The organism is Crystallibacter degradans, from assembly GCF_012952295.1.
Taxonomy (GTDB): Bacteria; Actinomycetota; Actinomycetes; order Actinomycetales; family Micrococcaceae; genus Crystallibacter; species Crystallibacter degradans.
Map to the genome: position 1 here is coordinate 239,765 of NZ_JABBCH010000005.1, position 14,151 is coordinate 253,915.

Consider the following 14,151-nt stretch of genomic DNA (forward strand, 5'->3'; position numbering starts at 1 on the left):
ATCCTAATCAGAGCGGGCCCACAGCGGTAATCCGCACGGCGGCCGTGCCCAATTCGTTGGATTCGGCAAGATTAACGACGGCGTTAATGCCCCAGTCATGATCCCCGGCCGGGTCGTCGAAGATCTGCCGGACCTTCCACTCCGCGGGGGCTTCTTCAATGATCAGGTACTTGGGGCCACGGGCGTCCGGACCGATGCCGAGATCATCATGCGCGTCGAAGTAGGCGTCCATGGCGTCCGCCCACCGGTCCGCATCCCAGCCGCTGTCCGCGTCCAGTTCGCCGAGGGCCGCTTCGTTTTCCGCTTCGAAGAGCTCCACCCGGCGGAAGAGCTCGTTCCGGACCATGACCCGGAACGCACGCACGTTGTCCGTGAGCTTCGGCGGCGCCTTGGTCAGGACGGATTCGGCGGCGTGTTCCGCTGCCAGATCCGCGGCTCCGGCGCCGGAGGTCAGCTCTTCCCATTCGTCCAGCAGGCTCGAGTCCACCTGGCGTACCAGTTCGCCGAGCCAAGCGATGATGTCCTCTAGGTCTTCGCGCAACGCCTCGGTCGGCACCGTCTGGCGCAGAGCCTTGTAGCCGTCGGTGAGGTAGCGCAGCAGGATGCCTTCGGAGCGTGCCAGCGAGTAGAACTGTACGTACTCGCTGAAGTTCATCGCCCTTTCATACATGTCCCGGATCACCGATTTCGGCGCGAGTTCGAAGTCGCCCAGCCAGGGAGCGCTCTTCCGGTACACATCGAAGGACTGGAACAACAGCTCGGCCAGCGGCTGCGGATAGGTGACTTCCTCCAGCATGGCCATGCGCTGGTCGTACTCGATGCCGTCCGCCTTCATGGCGGCAACAGCTTCGCCGCGGGCCTTCTTCTCCTGGGCAGAGAGCACCTGCCGGGGCTGCTCCAGGATCGCTTCGATGGCGGAAACGACGTCGAGGGCGTAGCTGCCGCTCTCCGGATCCAGCAGTTCCAGACTGGCCACCGCGAACGGTGACAGCGGCTGGTTCAGGGCGAAGTTCGCCTGCAGGTGGATCTTCAGCCGCACCAGGCGGCCGTCCTCGTCCGGCTCGGGCAGGCGCTCCACCAGGCCGGAGGCGACCAGTTCGCGGTAGATGCCCAGGGCGCGCTTGATCAGCTTGAGCTGCGAGGCACGGGTTTCGTGGTTCTCGGTCAGCAGCCGCTTCGCGGCGGCAAAGGGATCCCCGGGCCGCTCCAGCAGGTTCAGCAGCATCGAGTGGCTGACCGTGAAGCTGGACGTCAGTGGCTCCGGTTGGCCGTCCACCAGTTTCTGGTAAGTCGGCTCGCCCCAGCTGACAAAGCCTGCCGGCGGCTTCTTCTTGACCACCTGGCGCAGCTTCTTCTGGTCATCACCGAACTTCGCTACCGCCTTGGCCATCGCCTTGGTGTTTTCCACCACGTGCTCCGGCGCCTGGACGACGACGGTGCCCGCGGTATCATACCCGGCCCGTCCTGCCCGGCCGGCGATCTGATGGAATTCCCGCGCGTTGAGCAGCCGGGTGCGGACGCCGTCGTACTTGCTCAACGCCGTCATCAGGACGGTACGGATGGGGACATTGATGCCCACACCGAGAGTGTCCGTGCCACAGATGACCTTCAGCAGGCCGGCCTGGGCCAGCTGCTCGACCAGCCGCCGGTACTTGGGCAACATGCCGGCGTGATGGACGCCGATGCCGTGGCGGACCAGCCGGTTCAAGGTCTTGCCGAAGCCCGGGGCGAACCGGAAGCCGGCGATCAGTTCGCCGATCCGGTCCTTCTCCTCGCGCGTGCAGACGTTGACGCTCATCAGGTTCTGGGCCCGTTCGATCGCCTCCAGTTGGCTGAAGTGCACCACGTACACCGGCACCTGGCGGGTGCTCAGGAGCTCCTCCAGCGACTCCTGAACCGGTGTCTGAACGTAGTAGTAATGCAGCGGGATGGGACGCTCGGCCGAGCTGACCGTGGTGGTTTGCCGTTCGGTACGCTGCGTCAGCTCCTTCTCTAACCGGGTGACGTCGCCGAGGGTGGCGGACATCAGCAGGAACTGCGCCTGCGGCAGCTCCAGCAGCGGGACCTGCCAGGCCCAGCCGCGCTGCGGGTCCGAGTAGTAGTGGAATTCGTCCATGACTACGGTTCCCAGCTGGGCCTCCGAGCCCTCGCGCAGGGCGATGTTGGCGAGGATTTCCGCAGTGCAGCAGATGATAGGAGCGTCCTGGTTCACCGACGAATCGCCGGTCACCATGCCGACGTTGTCCGGACCGAAGATGTCGCACAAGGCGAAGAACTTTTCCGAGACGAGGGCCTTGATCGGGGCCGTGTAGTAACTGCGCCGCCCGTGGGCCATCGCGTGGAAATGTGAGGCGATGGCCACCATGGACTTACCCGAGCCGGTCGGCGTAGCCAGAATGACGTTGTTGCCCGTGACCAACTCCATCACGGCCTCGTCCTGGGCCGGATACAGCGCCATGCCACGGCCCTCCACCCAGTCGATGAAGGCAGTGTAGATTTCGTCCGGGCTGGCGGTGGCGGCTGCGGGGAGCTGTTCAAGTAGGTTCATGTCCCCTCCAGCCTATCGGTCGGTGCGCCGCCGGGGGACGGACGCAGCGGCAACCGTAGGCTGGGGACATGAAATGGGATCCGTCCAAGTACGCCGAGTTCGCCGATTACCGCAGCCGCCCCTTCTTTGACCTGACCGGCAGGATCGCCGCTGACGAGCCGCGCCGGGTGGTGGACCTGGGCTGCGGTCCGGGCAGCCTGACCGCGGCGCTTGCAGACCGTTGGCCCCGGGCGCGGGTCACGGGGCTGGATTCGTCCGCCGCCATGATCGCCGCAGCCGCTGCCGCTTCACAACCGCAGAACCTGGATTTTGAAGTCGGCGACATCGCGGCCTGGACCCCGCCGGAGGACTTGGACGTGCTCGTCTCGAACGCCGCCCTCCAGTGGCTCCCGGGGCACGAGGACCTGCTCCGTGTGTGGGCGGCAGCGCTGAGCTCCGGCGCGTGGCTGGCGTTCCAGGTTCCCGGCAACTTCTCGGCTCCGTCGCATACGCTGATGCGCCGGCAGGCCGCCTCGAGCAGGTGGCGGGCCCGGCTCGATGGCGTACTCCGACACGAAGATGCCGTCAGCGAGCCCGCAGATTACCTCGCGCTGCTGCTGGAGGCGGGATTCGACGCCGATGCTTGGGAGACGACGTACCTCCACGTCTTGCAGGGGCCCGATCCGGTGCTGGAGTGGGTCCGGGGGACGGGATTACGCCCGGTGCTGGCCGCCCTGGAGTCCCGGGAGGCCTCCGAGTTCGAGACGGAATATGCCGAAGCGCTGCGGCATGCATATCCGGCCGGCCCACACGGAACGGTCTTCCCCTTCCGGCGGATCTTCTGCGTTGCACGCAAGCGCTGACTACCAGCCCCGCTCGCGCCATTCGGCCAGGTGCGGCCGTTCGGCGCCGAGCGTAGTGCCCTTGCCGTGGCCCGGGTGGACCGCAGTGTCGTCCGGCAGGTAGTCGAAAAGGCGGCGTTCGACGTCGTCAATCAGCGAGGCGAAGCGCTGCGGGTCCTGCTGCGTGTTGCCAACGCCTCCCGGGAACAGCGAGTCCCCGGTAAACAGGTGCGAGGGCCCGTGCGCGTTGCGGTATAGGAGAGCCACCGAGCCCGGGGTGTGGCCGCGCAGTTTGATGGTCTCCAGCGCGAACCCGTCGAATTCCGCGATGTCCCCGTGATCGAGTGCGACGGCGGTGGGAACCTCGATCTGCGCGATGTCTTCGGTTCCGGCCGCGGTGCGGGCGCCGGTGAGTTTCACTGTCTCGGCAAGGGCGCGCACATGATCCCAATGACTGTGCGTAGTGATGATCATTGCCACTTTAGCGGGAGCCGGACTGTCCTGCGCCCCTTCGGCCAGCAGCTTTTCGATGGCGGGCAGATCGTCGGCGGCGTCGATGAGCACCTGCGTGCCGGTGTCCTTGGCCGTGATCAGGTAGACGTTGTTGTCCATCTCGCTGACGGACGCCGAACGGATGGTGATGTCATCAAGTTCCCACATGCGCCCAGTCTAATCACAGGCCGGATGCTGCCCGGGCCGTGTCTGCGCCCAGAGTGAAAGTCCTTGTCGCCCGTCAGGGAATTGGCGTAAATTCGATTGGTCCGGGCACGGACATTTGCAGAAGGGCAGGCACCGGTACATGGAAGCTGACCAATTCGACTGGCGGCTGGACAAGCAGAGCTCGGTGCCGCTGTTCGAGCAGCTGCGACTGCGCATCATCGAGGCGTCCGATGGCGGAGAGCTGGCTATCGGAACCAAGCTGCCGCCGGTGCGGCGGCTGGCCGACCATCTCGGAATTGTGCCTAACACGGTCGCCCGCGCCTACCGGGAACTGGAGACGGCCGGCCGGGTGACAACCGGAGGCCGGGCTGGCACCGTGATCAGCGCCGGCGGGAATGAGTCCTCGCGGCTGCTGGCCGAGGCCGCCACCAGCTTCGCCGAGACGGCCCGGGCACAGGGCGTCACGGTGAAGACAGCACTAGCCGCGGTCAAGGCGGCCCTGGAACGCTGATCTTTAGGACCGACCGGGCCAGAGGAAAAAATCCGGTCACCATTGACGGAACGCGGACAAGTATCGTCCGTGTGCGCACCGATGTGCCCAACGCAATACATTTTCGAACGGACTTTCGATTAGAGTGGAAACCGTGCTAAAAGCGAGTGAATCAACTGGACCCGGATCCCACGAGGATGCCCGGACGGACCTATCCCGGCTGGTCGTGAAGGGCGCGCGGGAGCACAACCTGCGCAATGTCGACCTGGACCTGCCCCGGGATTCCATGATCGTATTCACCGGGCTCTCCGGTTCCGGCAAGTCCTCCCTGGCCTTCGACACGATCTTCGCCGAGGGGCAGCGCCGCTATGTCGAGTCGTTGTCCGCCTATGCGCGCATGTTTCTGGGCCAGGTGGACAAGCCGGATGTCGACTTCATTGAAGGCCTGTCCCCGGCAGTTTCCATCGACCAGAAATCGTCGAGCAAGAACCCCCGTTCCACGGTGGGAACGATTACCGAGATCTACGACTACATGCGCCTGCTCTGGGCCCGCGTCGGCCGGCCGCACTGCCCGGTTTGCGGCCAGCCGGTGGCACGTCAGACTCCGCAGCAGATTGTGGATCAGCTGCTGGAGCTTGAGAGCGGTACCCGGTTCCAGATCCTGGCCCCGGTAGTCCGCGGGCGCAAGGGCGAGTTCGTGGACCTGTTCAAAGAACTTTCCGCCAAGGGCTATTCCCGCGCCAAGGTGGACGGCAAGCTGGTTCAGCTGTCGGAGCCGCCCAAGCTCGGCAAGCAGTTCAAGCACACTATCGAAGTGGTCATCGACCGGCTGGTGGTCAAGGACGGCATCCAGCAGCGGCTGACTGACTCAATCGAGACCGGGCTGGGCCTGGCCGAGGGCCGTGTGCTGGCAGATTTTGTGGACCTGGATGAAAGCGAGCCGGGACGCACGCGCGCCTTCTCGGAGCACCTCGCCTGTCCGAATGAGCACCCGTTGGCCATTGATGAAGTCGAGCCGCGGTCCTTCTCGTTCAACAATCCGTTCGGTGCCTGCCCGGTCTGTACCGGCATCGGCAGCAAGCTCGAAGTGGACGAAGACCTGGTTGTTCCGGACCCGGAGCTCAGCCTCGGCGATGGCGCGATCGCACCCTGGTCCCTGGGCACTGCAACGCAGCAGTACTGGAACCGGCTGCTTGAAGGCCTGTCCCACGAACTCGGATTCTCCATGGACGTTCCGTTCAATGAGCTGTCCAAGGATGCGCGCAAGGCCGTGCTCTACGGCAAGGACCACAAGGTGGTGGTCCAGTACCGCAACCGCTTTGGCCGCGAACGCAAGTACAGCACCGGTTTCGAAGGCGCGGTGCAGTACATCCACCGCAAACATCTGGAAACCGAGTCCGACAATGCGCGGGACCGCTACGAACAGTACATGCGGGAGATCCCCTGTCCCGAGTGCAAGGGCGCGCGGCTGAACCCTGCATCCCTGTCGGTGCTCATCAACGGCAGGTCCATCGCCGAAGTATCCGCGATGCCGCTGCAGGAATGCCGCGACTTTCTGAATTCGCTGGAGCTGACGTCGCGCGAGGCGCAAATCGCCCAGCAGGTTCTCATCGAGATCCAGGCCAGGCTCCGCTTCCTGCTGGACGTAGGCCTCTCCTACCTGAACCTCGAACGTGCTGCCGGAACCCTCTCGGGCGGTGAAGCCCAGCGTATCCGGCTGGCCACGCAGATCGGTTCCGGCTTGGTCGGCGTGCTCTACGTTCTGGACGAGCCGTCCATCGGACTGCACCAGCGGGACAACCGCCGGCTGATCGAAACGCTGACCCGCCTGCGCGACCTGGGCAACACGCTGATCGTGGTCGAGCACGACGAAGACACCATCAGCGAAGCCGACTGGATTGTGGACGTCGGTCCAGGTGCGGGCGAACACGGAGGCCAAATAGTCCATTCCGGTTCGCTCAAGGAACTGCTGGACAATGAGCAGTCCATTACCGGTGATTACCTCGCCGGTAGGCGCCGTATCGACGTTCCCGCCAAACGCCGCAAGATCGACAAGAAGCGGCAGCTTAAGGTGGTCGCTGCGCGGGAAAACAACCTGCAGGGCATCGACGCAGTCTTCCCGCTTGGCGTCTTCACCGCCGTCACCGGCGTGAGTGGCTCCGGAAAGTCCACCCTCGTCAATGACATCCTGTACAAGGTACTGGCCAACAAACTCAACCGGGCCAAGCAGGTCGCCGGCCGGCATACGCGGGTCGAGGGACTTGAGCATCTGGACAAGGTCATCCACGTCGACCAGAGCCCGATCGGCCGCACGCCGCGGTCCAATGCGGCTACCTACACAGGTGTCTTCGACAATATCCGCAAACTCTTTGCCGAAACCAACGAAGCCAAGGTGCGCGGCTACCAGCCGGGACGGTTTTCGTTCAACGTCAAGGGCGGACGCTGTGAAGCATGCAGCGGCGACGGCACCCTGAAGATCGAGATGAACTTCCTGCCGGACGTCTATGTGCCGTGCGAGGTCTGCCACGGCGCCCGCTACAACCGCGAAACGCTTGAAGTCCATTACAAGGGCAAGACCATTGCGGATGTGCTGGACATGCCGATCGAGGAAGGTGCGGAATTCTTCGCGGCTTTCACCCCGATTGCCCGCCACTTGAATACCTTGGTGGACGTCGGCTTGGGATACGTCCGGCTCGGCCAGCCCGCTACTACCCTCTCCGGCGGCGAAGCGCAGCGGGTCAAACTCGCCAGCGAACTGCAGAAGCGCAGCAACGGCCGCAGCATCTACGTCCTCGACGAACCCACCACCGGGTTGCACTTCGAGGACATCCGCAAGCTGTTGCTGGTACTCCAGTCATTGGTGGACAAGGGCAACACCGTCATCACCATCGAACACAACCTGGACGTCATCAAGAGTGCCGACTGGGTAGTGGATCTTGGGCCGGACGGAGGTTCCGGCGGTGGCCGGATTATTGCAACCGGCACGCCTGAACAGGTGGCGAAGGCGGAGGTCAGCCACACCGGACGGTACCTCGCGGAGGTACTCGAATCGGCCTGATTGGAGCTGCGGTATATACCTCGGGCGGAATGCGTGTAACGCATAACGTTCAAGGTATGGAAAAATGCCTAGGTGACTTCTTTGCCGGCGCTGGTTCTTTTTGACCTTGACGGGACTCTGGTGGATCCCGCGGGGGCCATCACCGGGGGTATCAGCCGAGCCCTGCAGCTAGCCGGCCTGCCGGTCCCGCAGCAGGATGTCCTCGACTCCATGGTCGGTCCGCCGCTGGGGCTGTCGCTGCGGGAGAAGGCCGGTGTTTCGGAGAGCGATCTGGCTGAAGTCATTAGGCTCTACCGGACCGAGTACCGCGTCTCCGGAATGGCAGCCAGCCATGTTTATCCCGGAATGGAAGGGCTGCTGCAGCAGTTGAAGACCGAAGGCACAATCCTGGCCGTGGCTACGCAGAAGCCCACTCCGATCGCCGACGAACTACTGCGTGTACAGGGATTGACCGCCTATTTCGAGAGTGTCCATGGCGCTGGCTTTGACGATCCCGGCAGCAGCGCCGCAGCCGATGCAGGCAAAATCCCGATTCTGGAGGAGGCTTTGCGGCGGTACGCCGGGGCCTACGGCAGCGTCGTGATGGTGGGGGACCGGCACTACGACATCACCGCCGCCGTCCACCACGGGATCCCGGCCATCGGTGTCGGCTGGGGATTTGCGGCCGACGGTGAGCTGGAAGCCGCCGGTGCCGCCGCCGTCGTCGTCAATACCCAGGAACTAGCGGAGGAACTGGCACTGCAGCTAGCGGCCGCCACACAAGGAAAGGAGAGGTAAGGGAATGGAATTTTTCGAAGGCACCCGTGCTGCATTCCGTTCCGTGATCTCCGGAACCTGCCGGCCCACGGTTGACGGGCTGGAAAACTTCCCGCCGGAGGGCCCCGTTATCGTCGCCCCGAACCACCAGTCGTTTTTCGACAGCATCATCGTCCAAGCACTGATGCCGCGCAAGGTGGCGTTCTTTGCCAAGGCCGAGTACTTCACCGCGAAAGGACCGAAAGGAGCCGCGATGCGCTGGTTCTTCAACAGCGTCGGTTCCGTTCCGGTGGAACGCGGGGAACAGGCTGCCAGCGTGGCGGCGCTGCAGACAGCGGTGGAAATTCTTGAGCGGAAAGAGGCGTTCGGCATCTATCCCGAAGGCACCCGTTCCCGCGACGGTCTGTTGTACCGTGGAAGAACAGGCGTTGGCTGGCTTGCGCTGACCACCGGCGCTCCCGTGGTGCCGGTGGGACTGATCGGAACCGACAGGCTCCAGCCAGCGGACAAGAAGATGATCAAACCGCAGCATTTCACCCTGAAGATCGGCGCTCCGCTGTATTTCGACAAGACGGGCACGGGGCACTCCCTGCCTGCCCGCCGTGCCGCCACGGATAAGATCATGGACGCCATTGCCGAACTGAGCGGGCAGGAACGGGCCGGCACCTACAACCAATCCAAACAGGCACAGTAATGGCACTGCCCTCGTCTTACCGGCCGAAGCCGGGGGAGATCCCTACCCAGCCCGGAGTGTACAGGTTCCGGGACGACAACAAGCGCGTCATCTATGTGGGTAAGGCCAAGAACCTCCGGTCCCGTCTCAACAGCTACTTCGCAAATCCCGACGGACTCATGCCGCGCACCCGGGCAATGGTGCATACCGCTGCGTCGGTGGAATGGACCGTGGTGGGCAGCGAACTGGAGGCCATCCAGCTCGAGTACACCTGGATCAAAGAGTTCACGCCCCGGTTCAACATCATGTTCCGGGACGATAAGTCCTACCCCTACCTGGCTGTCACCATGGCGGAGAAGTTCCCGCGCGTGCAGGTCATGCGCGGGGACCGGCGAAAGGGCACAAAGTACTTCGGCCCCTTCTACCCGGCCAAGGCGATCAGGGAAACGGTCGACACCCTGCTGCGCGTCTTCCCGGTCCGCACCTGCAGTGTTGGCGTCTTCAACCGTGCCCAGCGGACCGGCCGGCCGTGCCTGCTCGGCTACATCGACAAGTGCTCCGCACCGTGTGTCGGACGGATTTCCCCTGAAGACCACAAGGCCCTCGCCGCCGAGTTCTGCGCTTTCATGGGCGGCGAAGCCGACCGTTTCATCCGTGCGCTGGAACAGAAGATGAACGCCGCCGTTGCCGAGCTCGACTACGAAGCGGCGGCACGGTACCGGGACGACATCGCTGCCCTTAGGCGCGTCTTCGAACGTAATGCGGTGGTGCTCAGCGAGGACACGGACGCGGATATTTTCGCCCTGGCCGAAGACGAGCTTGAGGCGGCGGTCCAGGTTTTCCACGTCCGCGGCGGGCGGATCCGGGGCCAGCGCGGCTGGGTCGTCGAAAAGGTCGAGGATGCCTCCCCGGCGGACCTGACCGAGCACCTGCTGCAGCAGGTCTACGGCGACGGCGAAGGGCCCGACAGGATCCCCAAGCAGGTGCTGCTGCCCGTCGAGCCGGAAAACAGGCCCGAGCTGGAGGAATGGTTGCGCGGTTTGCGCGGCAGCAAGGTCGAACTGCGGGTGCCCCAGCGCGGCGACAAGGCCGCGCTGCTCGGCACAGTGCAGGAGAACGCGACCCAGGCGCTGGCGCTGCACAAGAGCCGCCGCGCCGGGGATCTGACCACCCGCTCCGCCGCGCTGCAGGAGTTGCAGGAGGCGCTCGACCTGCCTGTGGCCCTGCTGCGCATAGAGTGCTATGACATTTCGCATGTCCAGGGCACCAACGTCGTGGCCTCCATGGTGGTCGTTGAGGACGGTCTGCCCAAGAAGTCTGACTACCGGCGGTTCTCTATTACCGGCGATGCCGCGCGGGACGACACCTCCGCGATGTATGACGTCATCAGCCGCCGGTTCCGCAACTATCTGGCGGACAAGACGGCGGTCCCCGAACCCGAGGCAGCTCCGGCGGCGGGCGGCACGAAAGCGCCCCCGGCGGCCGACGTCATCGACACCAACGGCGTCCCCGCCGGGGACGGTGTATTGACGGATACGACGACGCCGGCGCCGCGCACCAAGTTCGCCTATCCGCCCAACCTCGTTGTGGTCGACGGCGGGCCGCCGCAGGTGTCGGCCGCCTCCCGCGCCCTGGCCGATCTGGGGATCACCGATGTCTTCGTGGTCGGACTGGCCAAAAGGCTGGAAGAAGTCTGGCTTCCGGACGACGACTTCCCGGTCATCCTGCCCCGTGCATCGCACGGCCTGTATCTGCTCCAGCGGATCCGGGACGAAGCACACCGCTTCGCGATTAACTACCACCGCCAGAAGCGCGGAAAGTCGATGACCGTGTCGGTACTGGACGGGATCCAGGGGCTGGGGCCGGCCAAGCGCAAGGCGTTGCTCAAGCACTTCGGCTCGGCCAAGAAGCTCAAGGCCGCAAGCACCGAGGAACTCCAGTCGGTACCGGGCGTGGGTCCCGCCCTGGCCGCGTCCATCAAACGGCAGCTCGATCCGGCGGCGGAAACTGCCTCTGAGCCACCGGCGGTCAACATGGCGACCGGCGAAATCATCGAATCTTAGCTAGGCTAGGAAACCCGTGCAAGGCCGCGGGACAAACCTAAGAACAGGACGGCTCAATGTCAGACGAAGAGGATTTCACGCCGATCAAACCGGTGGAATCCGAACTGCTGGTGGTCACGGGTATGTCGGGCGCAGGCCGTACCACCGCCGCGCACGCGCTCGAAGACCACGGCTGGTATGTCGTGGACAACCTCCCGCCGCAAATGCTCGGCACGCTGGCCGAGCTTGTCTCCCGCATGCCCGAATCGATGCCGCGGCTCGCCGTCGTTGTTGATGTCCGCAGCCAAAACCTGTTCCGCGACATCCGGGAATCGCTCAACGGGCTGAAATCCAGCGGCATCAATTACCGGGTTATCTTCCTGGATGCCGCGGACAACGTGCTGGTCCGCCGTTTCGAACAAGGCCGGCGCCCGCATCCGCTGCAGGGTGACGGCCGGATTTCGGACGGCATCACCGCAGAACGCGAGCTCCTGGCCCGGCTCAAGGACGCCTCCGACCTGGTCCTGGACACGACCGACATGAATGTCCACGCCCTGGCCACCAACATCACCGAGCTCTTTTCCGACTCCGGCCCGATCGTACTGCGGTTGAACGTGATGAGCTTTGGCTTCAAGTACGGCCTTCCGGTGGACGCGAACTTTGTGGCGGACGCACGTTTCATCCCCAATCCGCACTGGATTCCCGAGCTCCGGCCGCACACGGGGTTGGAACGGCAGGTCAGCGAATTTGTGCTGCAGGAATCCGGGGCCGAGGAATTCATCAAGCGTTACGTTGATGCGCTCGAACCGGTGCTCGAAGGCTACCGCCGCGAGAACAAGCACTACGCGACGATTGCCGTCGGCTGCACCGGAGGCAAACACCGCTCCGTCGCCGTGGCCGTAGAGCTGGCCAAGCGGCTCGCCCAGTTGCCGCGCGTAAAAGTTGCGGTGCAGCATCGGGATCTGGGGCGCGAATAGTGGCCCTTTTGACGGGACCGCTTCCGCGCGTACCGCTGCCGCAGACGGACCGGCCGGGAAGCGTCCGTGGACAAAATCCGCCGGCCGTAGTGGCACTGGGCGGCGGCCACGGACTGTCGGCGTCGCTGGCTGCCCTGCGGCTGCTGACCACGGAACTGACAGCAGTGGTGACGGTGGCGGACGACGGCGGGTCCTCCGGCCGTCTTAGACGTGAGCTGGGTGTCCTCCCGCCCGGCGACCTGCGGATGGCGCTTGCCTCGTTGTGCGACGACACCGAATGGGGGCAGACGTGGCGGGACGTGATGCAGCACCGGTTCAAATCCCTGGACAACGTTGAAGGCAGCCTGGACAACCACGCGGTCGGCAACCTGCTGATCGTCACGCTGTGGGAACTGCTGGGGGATCCGGTTGCTGGCCTGCAGTGGGCCGGAGCACTGCTGGGGGCACGCGGCCAAGTGCTGCCGATGTCAACTGTTCCGCTGACCATCGAAGGCGACGTGCTGACGGAGGAACCCGGCGGCCGCCTGCGCAACGTTACGATTTCAGGCCAGTCCCGGCTTGCGGAAGCCGGCCGGAATACGCATGTCAACGATGTACGGCTGATACCGGACGATGCGCCGGCCTGCACCGAGGCCCTTCAAGCCATTGCGGCGGCTGATTGGGTGATCCTCGGTCCGGGCTCCTGGTACACCTCGGTACTGCCGCATTTGATGCTCCCGCAACTGCGGGACGCCTTGTGCCGGACCAGCGCACGGCGGGTTCTGACCATGAATCTTGCCATGGATACTAAGGAAACGTCCGGGATGACCGCAGCGGACCATCTGTCCGTGGTGCAGCGGTACGCGCCGGGGCTGAAGTTCGACGTTGTGCTCGCAGATCCGGACACCATCGGGGACCACGCAAGGTTCGAGGCGGCAGCCGCCGGGCTCGGAGCGCGCGTGGTCTTGGGTAGAGTGGGAACTCCCGGCGGTCATGCCGTACATGACCCGTTAAGGCTCGCAACGGCCTACCATGACATTTTCGCGGGACAGTAAGACATAAGTTAGGACAGGGTGCATGGCGCTGACTGCAGCAGTCAAGGATGAACTTTCACGCCTTGACATCAAGAAGTCCCAGGTGCGGAAGGCCGAAGTCTCGACAATGCTTCGCTTTGCGGGCGGGCTTCACATCATCTCCGGCCGGATAGTGATTGAGGCCGAAGTTGACCTTGCCTCCACAGCACGGCGTTTGCGCGCCGCCATTGCCGAGGTTTACGGTCACGGCAGCGAAATCATCGTCGTCTCCGGCGGCGGGTTGCGCCGCGGCAACCGCTACGTGGTCCGTGTCGTACGGGACGGGGAATCGCTGGCCCGCCAGACGGGGCTGCTCGATGCCCGCGGACGTCCGGTCCGCGGACTGCCTTCGGTAGTGGTCAATGGCTCCGCAGCCGACGCCGAGGCGGTTTGGCGCGGAGCGTTCCTGGCACACGGATCACTCACCGAACCGGGCCGTTCCTCCTCCCTCGAAGTGACCTGTCCCGGTCCGGAGGCCGCATTGGCCTTGGTCGGCGCCGCCCGCCGCATCGATATCACCGCCAAGGCGCGGGAGGTTCGGGGTGTGGACCGGGTGGTTATCCGGGACGGGGACACCATTGCCGCCCTGCTGACCCGCATGGGGGCCCACGATGCACTCATGGTCTGGGAAGAACGGCGGATGCGCAAAGAGGTGCGTGCTACGGCCAACCGGCTGGCAAACTTTGATGACGCCAACCTTCGCCGTTCGGCCCAGGCCGCTGTCGCCGCTGGCGCACGGGTGGACCGTGCGCTCGAGATTCTTGGTGACGATGTTCCCGAGCATCTCAGGTATGCCGGCGAGCTGCGCGTGGCCCACAAGCAGGCCAGCCTGGATGAGCTTGGCCGCCTGGCCGATCCGCCCATGACCAAGGACGCCATCGCCGGGCGCATCCGGCGCCTGCTAGCGATGGCAGACAAGCGCGCTTCGGACATGGGCATTCCGGGGACGGATGCGAATGTGACTCCGGAGATGTTCGATGAGTAGGACGTGTGCTTAGGATGGGGTTGTCCGGGCGTTGGCCCGGGGAGGCTTTGGGAACAAGATAATTTTCCGGGCGGGTCCGCTGCCCGGAT

The 14,151-nt window shown here is 64.5% G+C and carries 11 protein-coding genes; 9 read left to right on the forward strand and 2 right to left on the reverse strand.

Annotated features, from left to right (window positions below; all coding sequences use genetic code 11):
• Positions 1-7: 7 nt before the first annotated feature.
• Positions 8-2,548, reverse strand: coding sequence for a DEAD/DEAH box helicase (locus HGO92_RS11325; RefSeq protein ID WP_169994795.1), 2,541 nt, complete (start codon positions 2,546-2,548; stop codon positions 8-10).
• Positions 2,549-2,616: 68 nt separating this feature from the next.
• Between HGO92_RS11325 and HGO92_RS11330 the strand changes: the two genes are divergently transcribed.
• The gene (locus tag HGO92_RS11330) at positions 2,617-3,390 is read left to right on the forward strand and encodes a trans-aconitate 2-methyltransferase (protein WP_169994797.1); all 774 of its coding nucleotides are present in this window, start codon (positions 2,617-2,619) and stop codon (positions 3,388-3,390) included.
• On the opposite strand, the gene HGO92_RS11335 is transcribed toward HGO92_RS11330, so the two are convergent.
• The gene (locus tag HGO92_RS11335; protein WP_169994799.1) at positions 3,391-4,029 is read right to left on the reverse strand and encodes an MBL fold metallo-hydrolase; all 639 of its coding nucleotides are present in this window, start codon (positions 4,027-4,029) and stop codon (positions 3,391-3,393) included.
• 139 nt (positions 4,030-4,168) lie between these two features.
• Here HGO92_RS11335 and HGO92_RS11340 point away from each other — a divergent pair, with 139 nt between their 5' ends.
• The 8 genes from HGO92_RS11340 (at position 4,169) to whiA (ending at position 14,062) form a co-directional block, all read left to right on the forward strand.
• Entirely contained in the window at positions 4,169-4,540 is a 372-nt protein-coding gene (locus tag HGO92_RS11340; protein ID WP_169994801.1) for a GntR family transcriptional regulator, read from the forward strand.
• A 133-nt stretch (positions 4,541-4,673) separates the two neighbouring features.
• Positions 4,674-7,577 (forward strand): excinuclease ABC subunit UvrA, encoded by a 2,904-nt coding sequence (uvrA, locus tag HGO92_RS11345; RefSeq protein WP_169994803.1) that lies wholly within the window; start codon positions 4,674-4,676, stop codon positions 7,575-7,577.
• Between the two features lie 72 nt (positions 7,578-7,649).
• On the forward strand, positions 7,650-8,354 hold the full coding sequence (locus HGO92_RS11350) for an HAD hydrolase-like protein (protein WP_346768925.1): 705 nt from the start codon (positions 7,650-7,652) through the stop codon (positions 8,352-8,354).
• 4 nt (positions 8,355-8,358) lie between these two features.
• The gene (locus tag HGO92_RS11355) at positions 8,359-9,027 is read left to right on the forward strand and encodes a lysophospholipid acyltransferase family protein (RefSeq protein WP_169994805.1); all 669 of its coding nucleotides are present in this window, start codon (positions 8,359-8,361) and stop codon (positions 9,025-9,027) included.
• The gene (gene uvrC, locus HGO92_RS11360) at positions 9,027-11,069 is read left to right on the forward strand and encodes an excinuclease ABC subunit UvrC (protein WP_169994807.1); all 2,043 of its coding nucleotides are present in this window, start codon (positions 9,027-9,029) and stop codon (positions 11,067-11,069) included. The genes HGO92_RS11355 and uvrC overlap by 1 nt, the downstream gene beginning before the upstream one ends.
• A gap of 56 nt (positions 11,070-11,125) precedes the next feature.
• The gene (gene rapZ, locus HGO92_RS11365; RefSeq protein WP_074702466.1) at positions 11,126-12,025 is read left to right on the forward strand and encodes an RNase adapter RapZ; all 900 of its coding nucleotides are present in this window, start codon (positions 11,126-11,128) and stop codon (positions 12,023-12,025) included.
• Positions 12,025-13,059, forward strand: coding sequence for a uridine diphosphate-N-acetylglucosamine-binding protein YvcK (locus HGO92_RS11370; protein ID WP_169994809.1), 1,035 nt, complete (start codon positions 12,025-12,027; stop codon positions 13,057-13,059). Before rapZ ends, HGO92_RS11370 begins: the two co-directional genes overlap by 1 nt.
• Positions 13,060-13,081: 22 nt before the next feature.
• Complete coding sequence (gene whiA / locus HGO92_RS11375) at positions 13,082-14,062, forward strand: DNA-binding protein WhiA (RefSeq protein WP_074702464.1); 981 nt, start codon at positions 13,082-13,084, stop codon at positions 14,060-14,062.
• Positions 14,063-14,151: the final 89 nt, after the last annotated feature.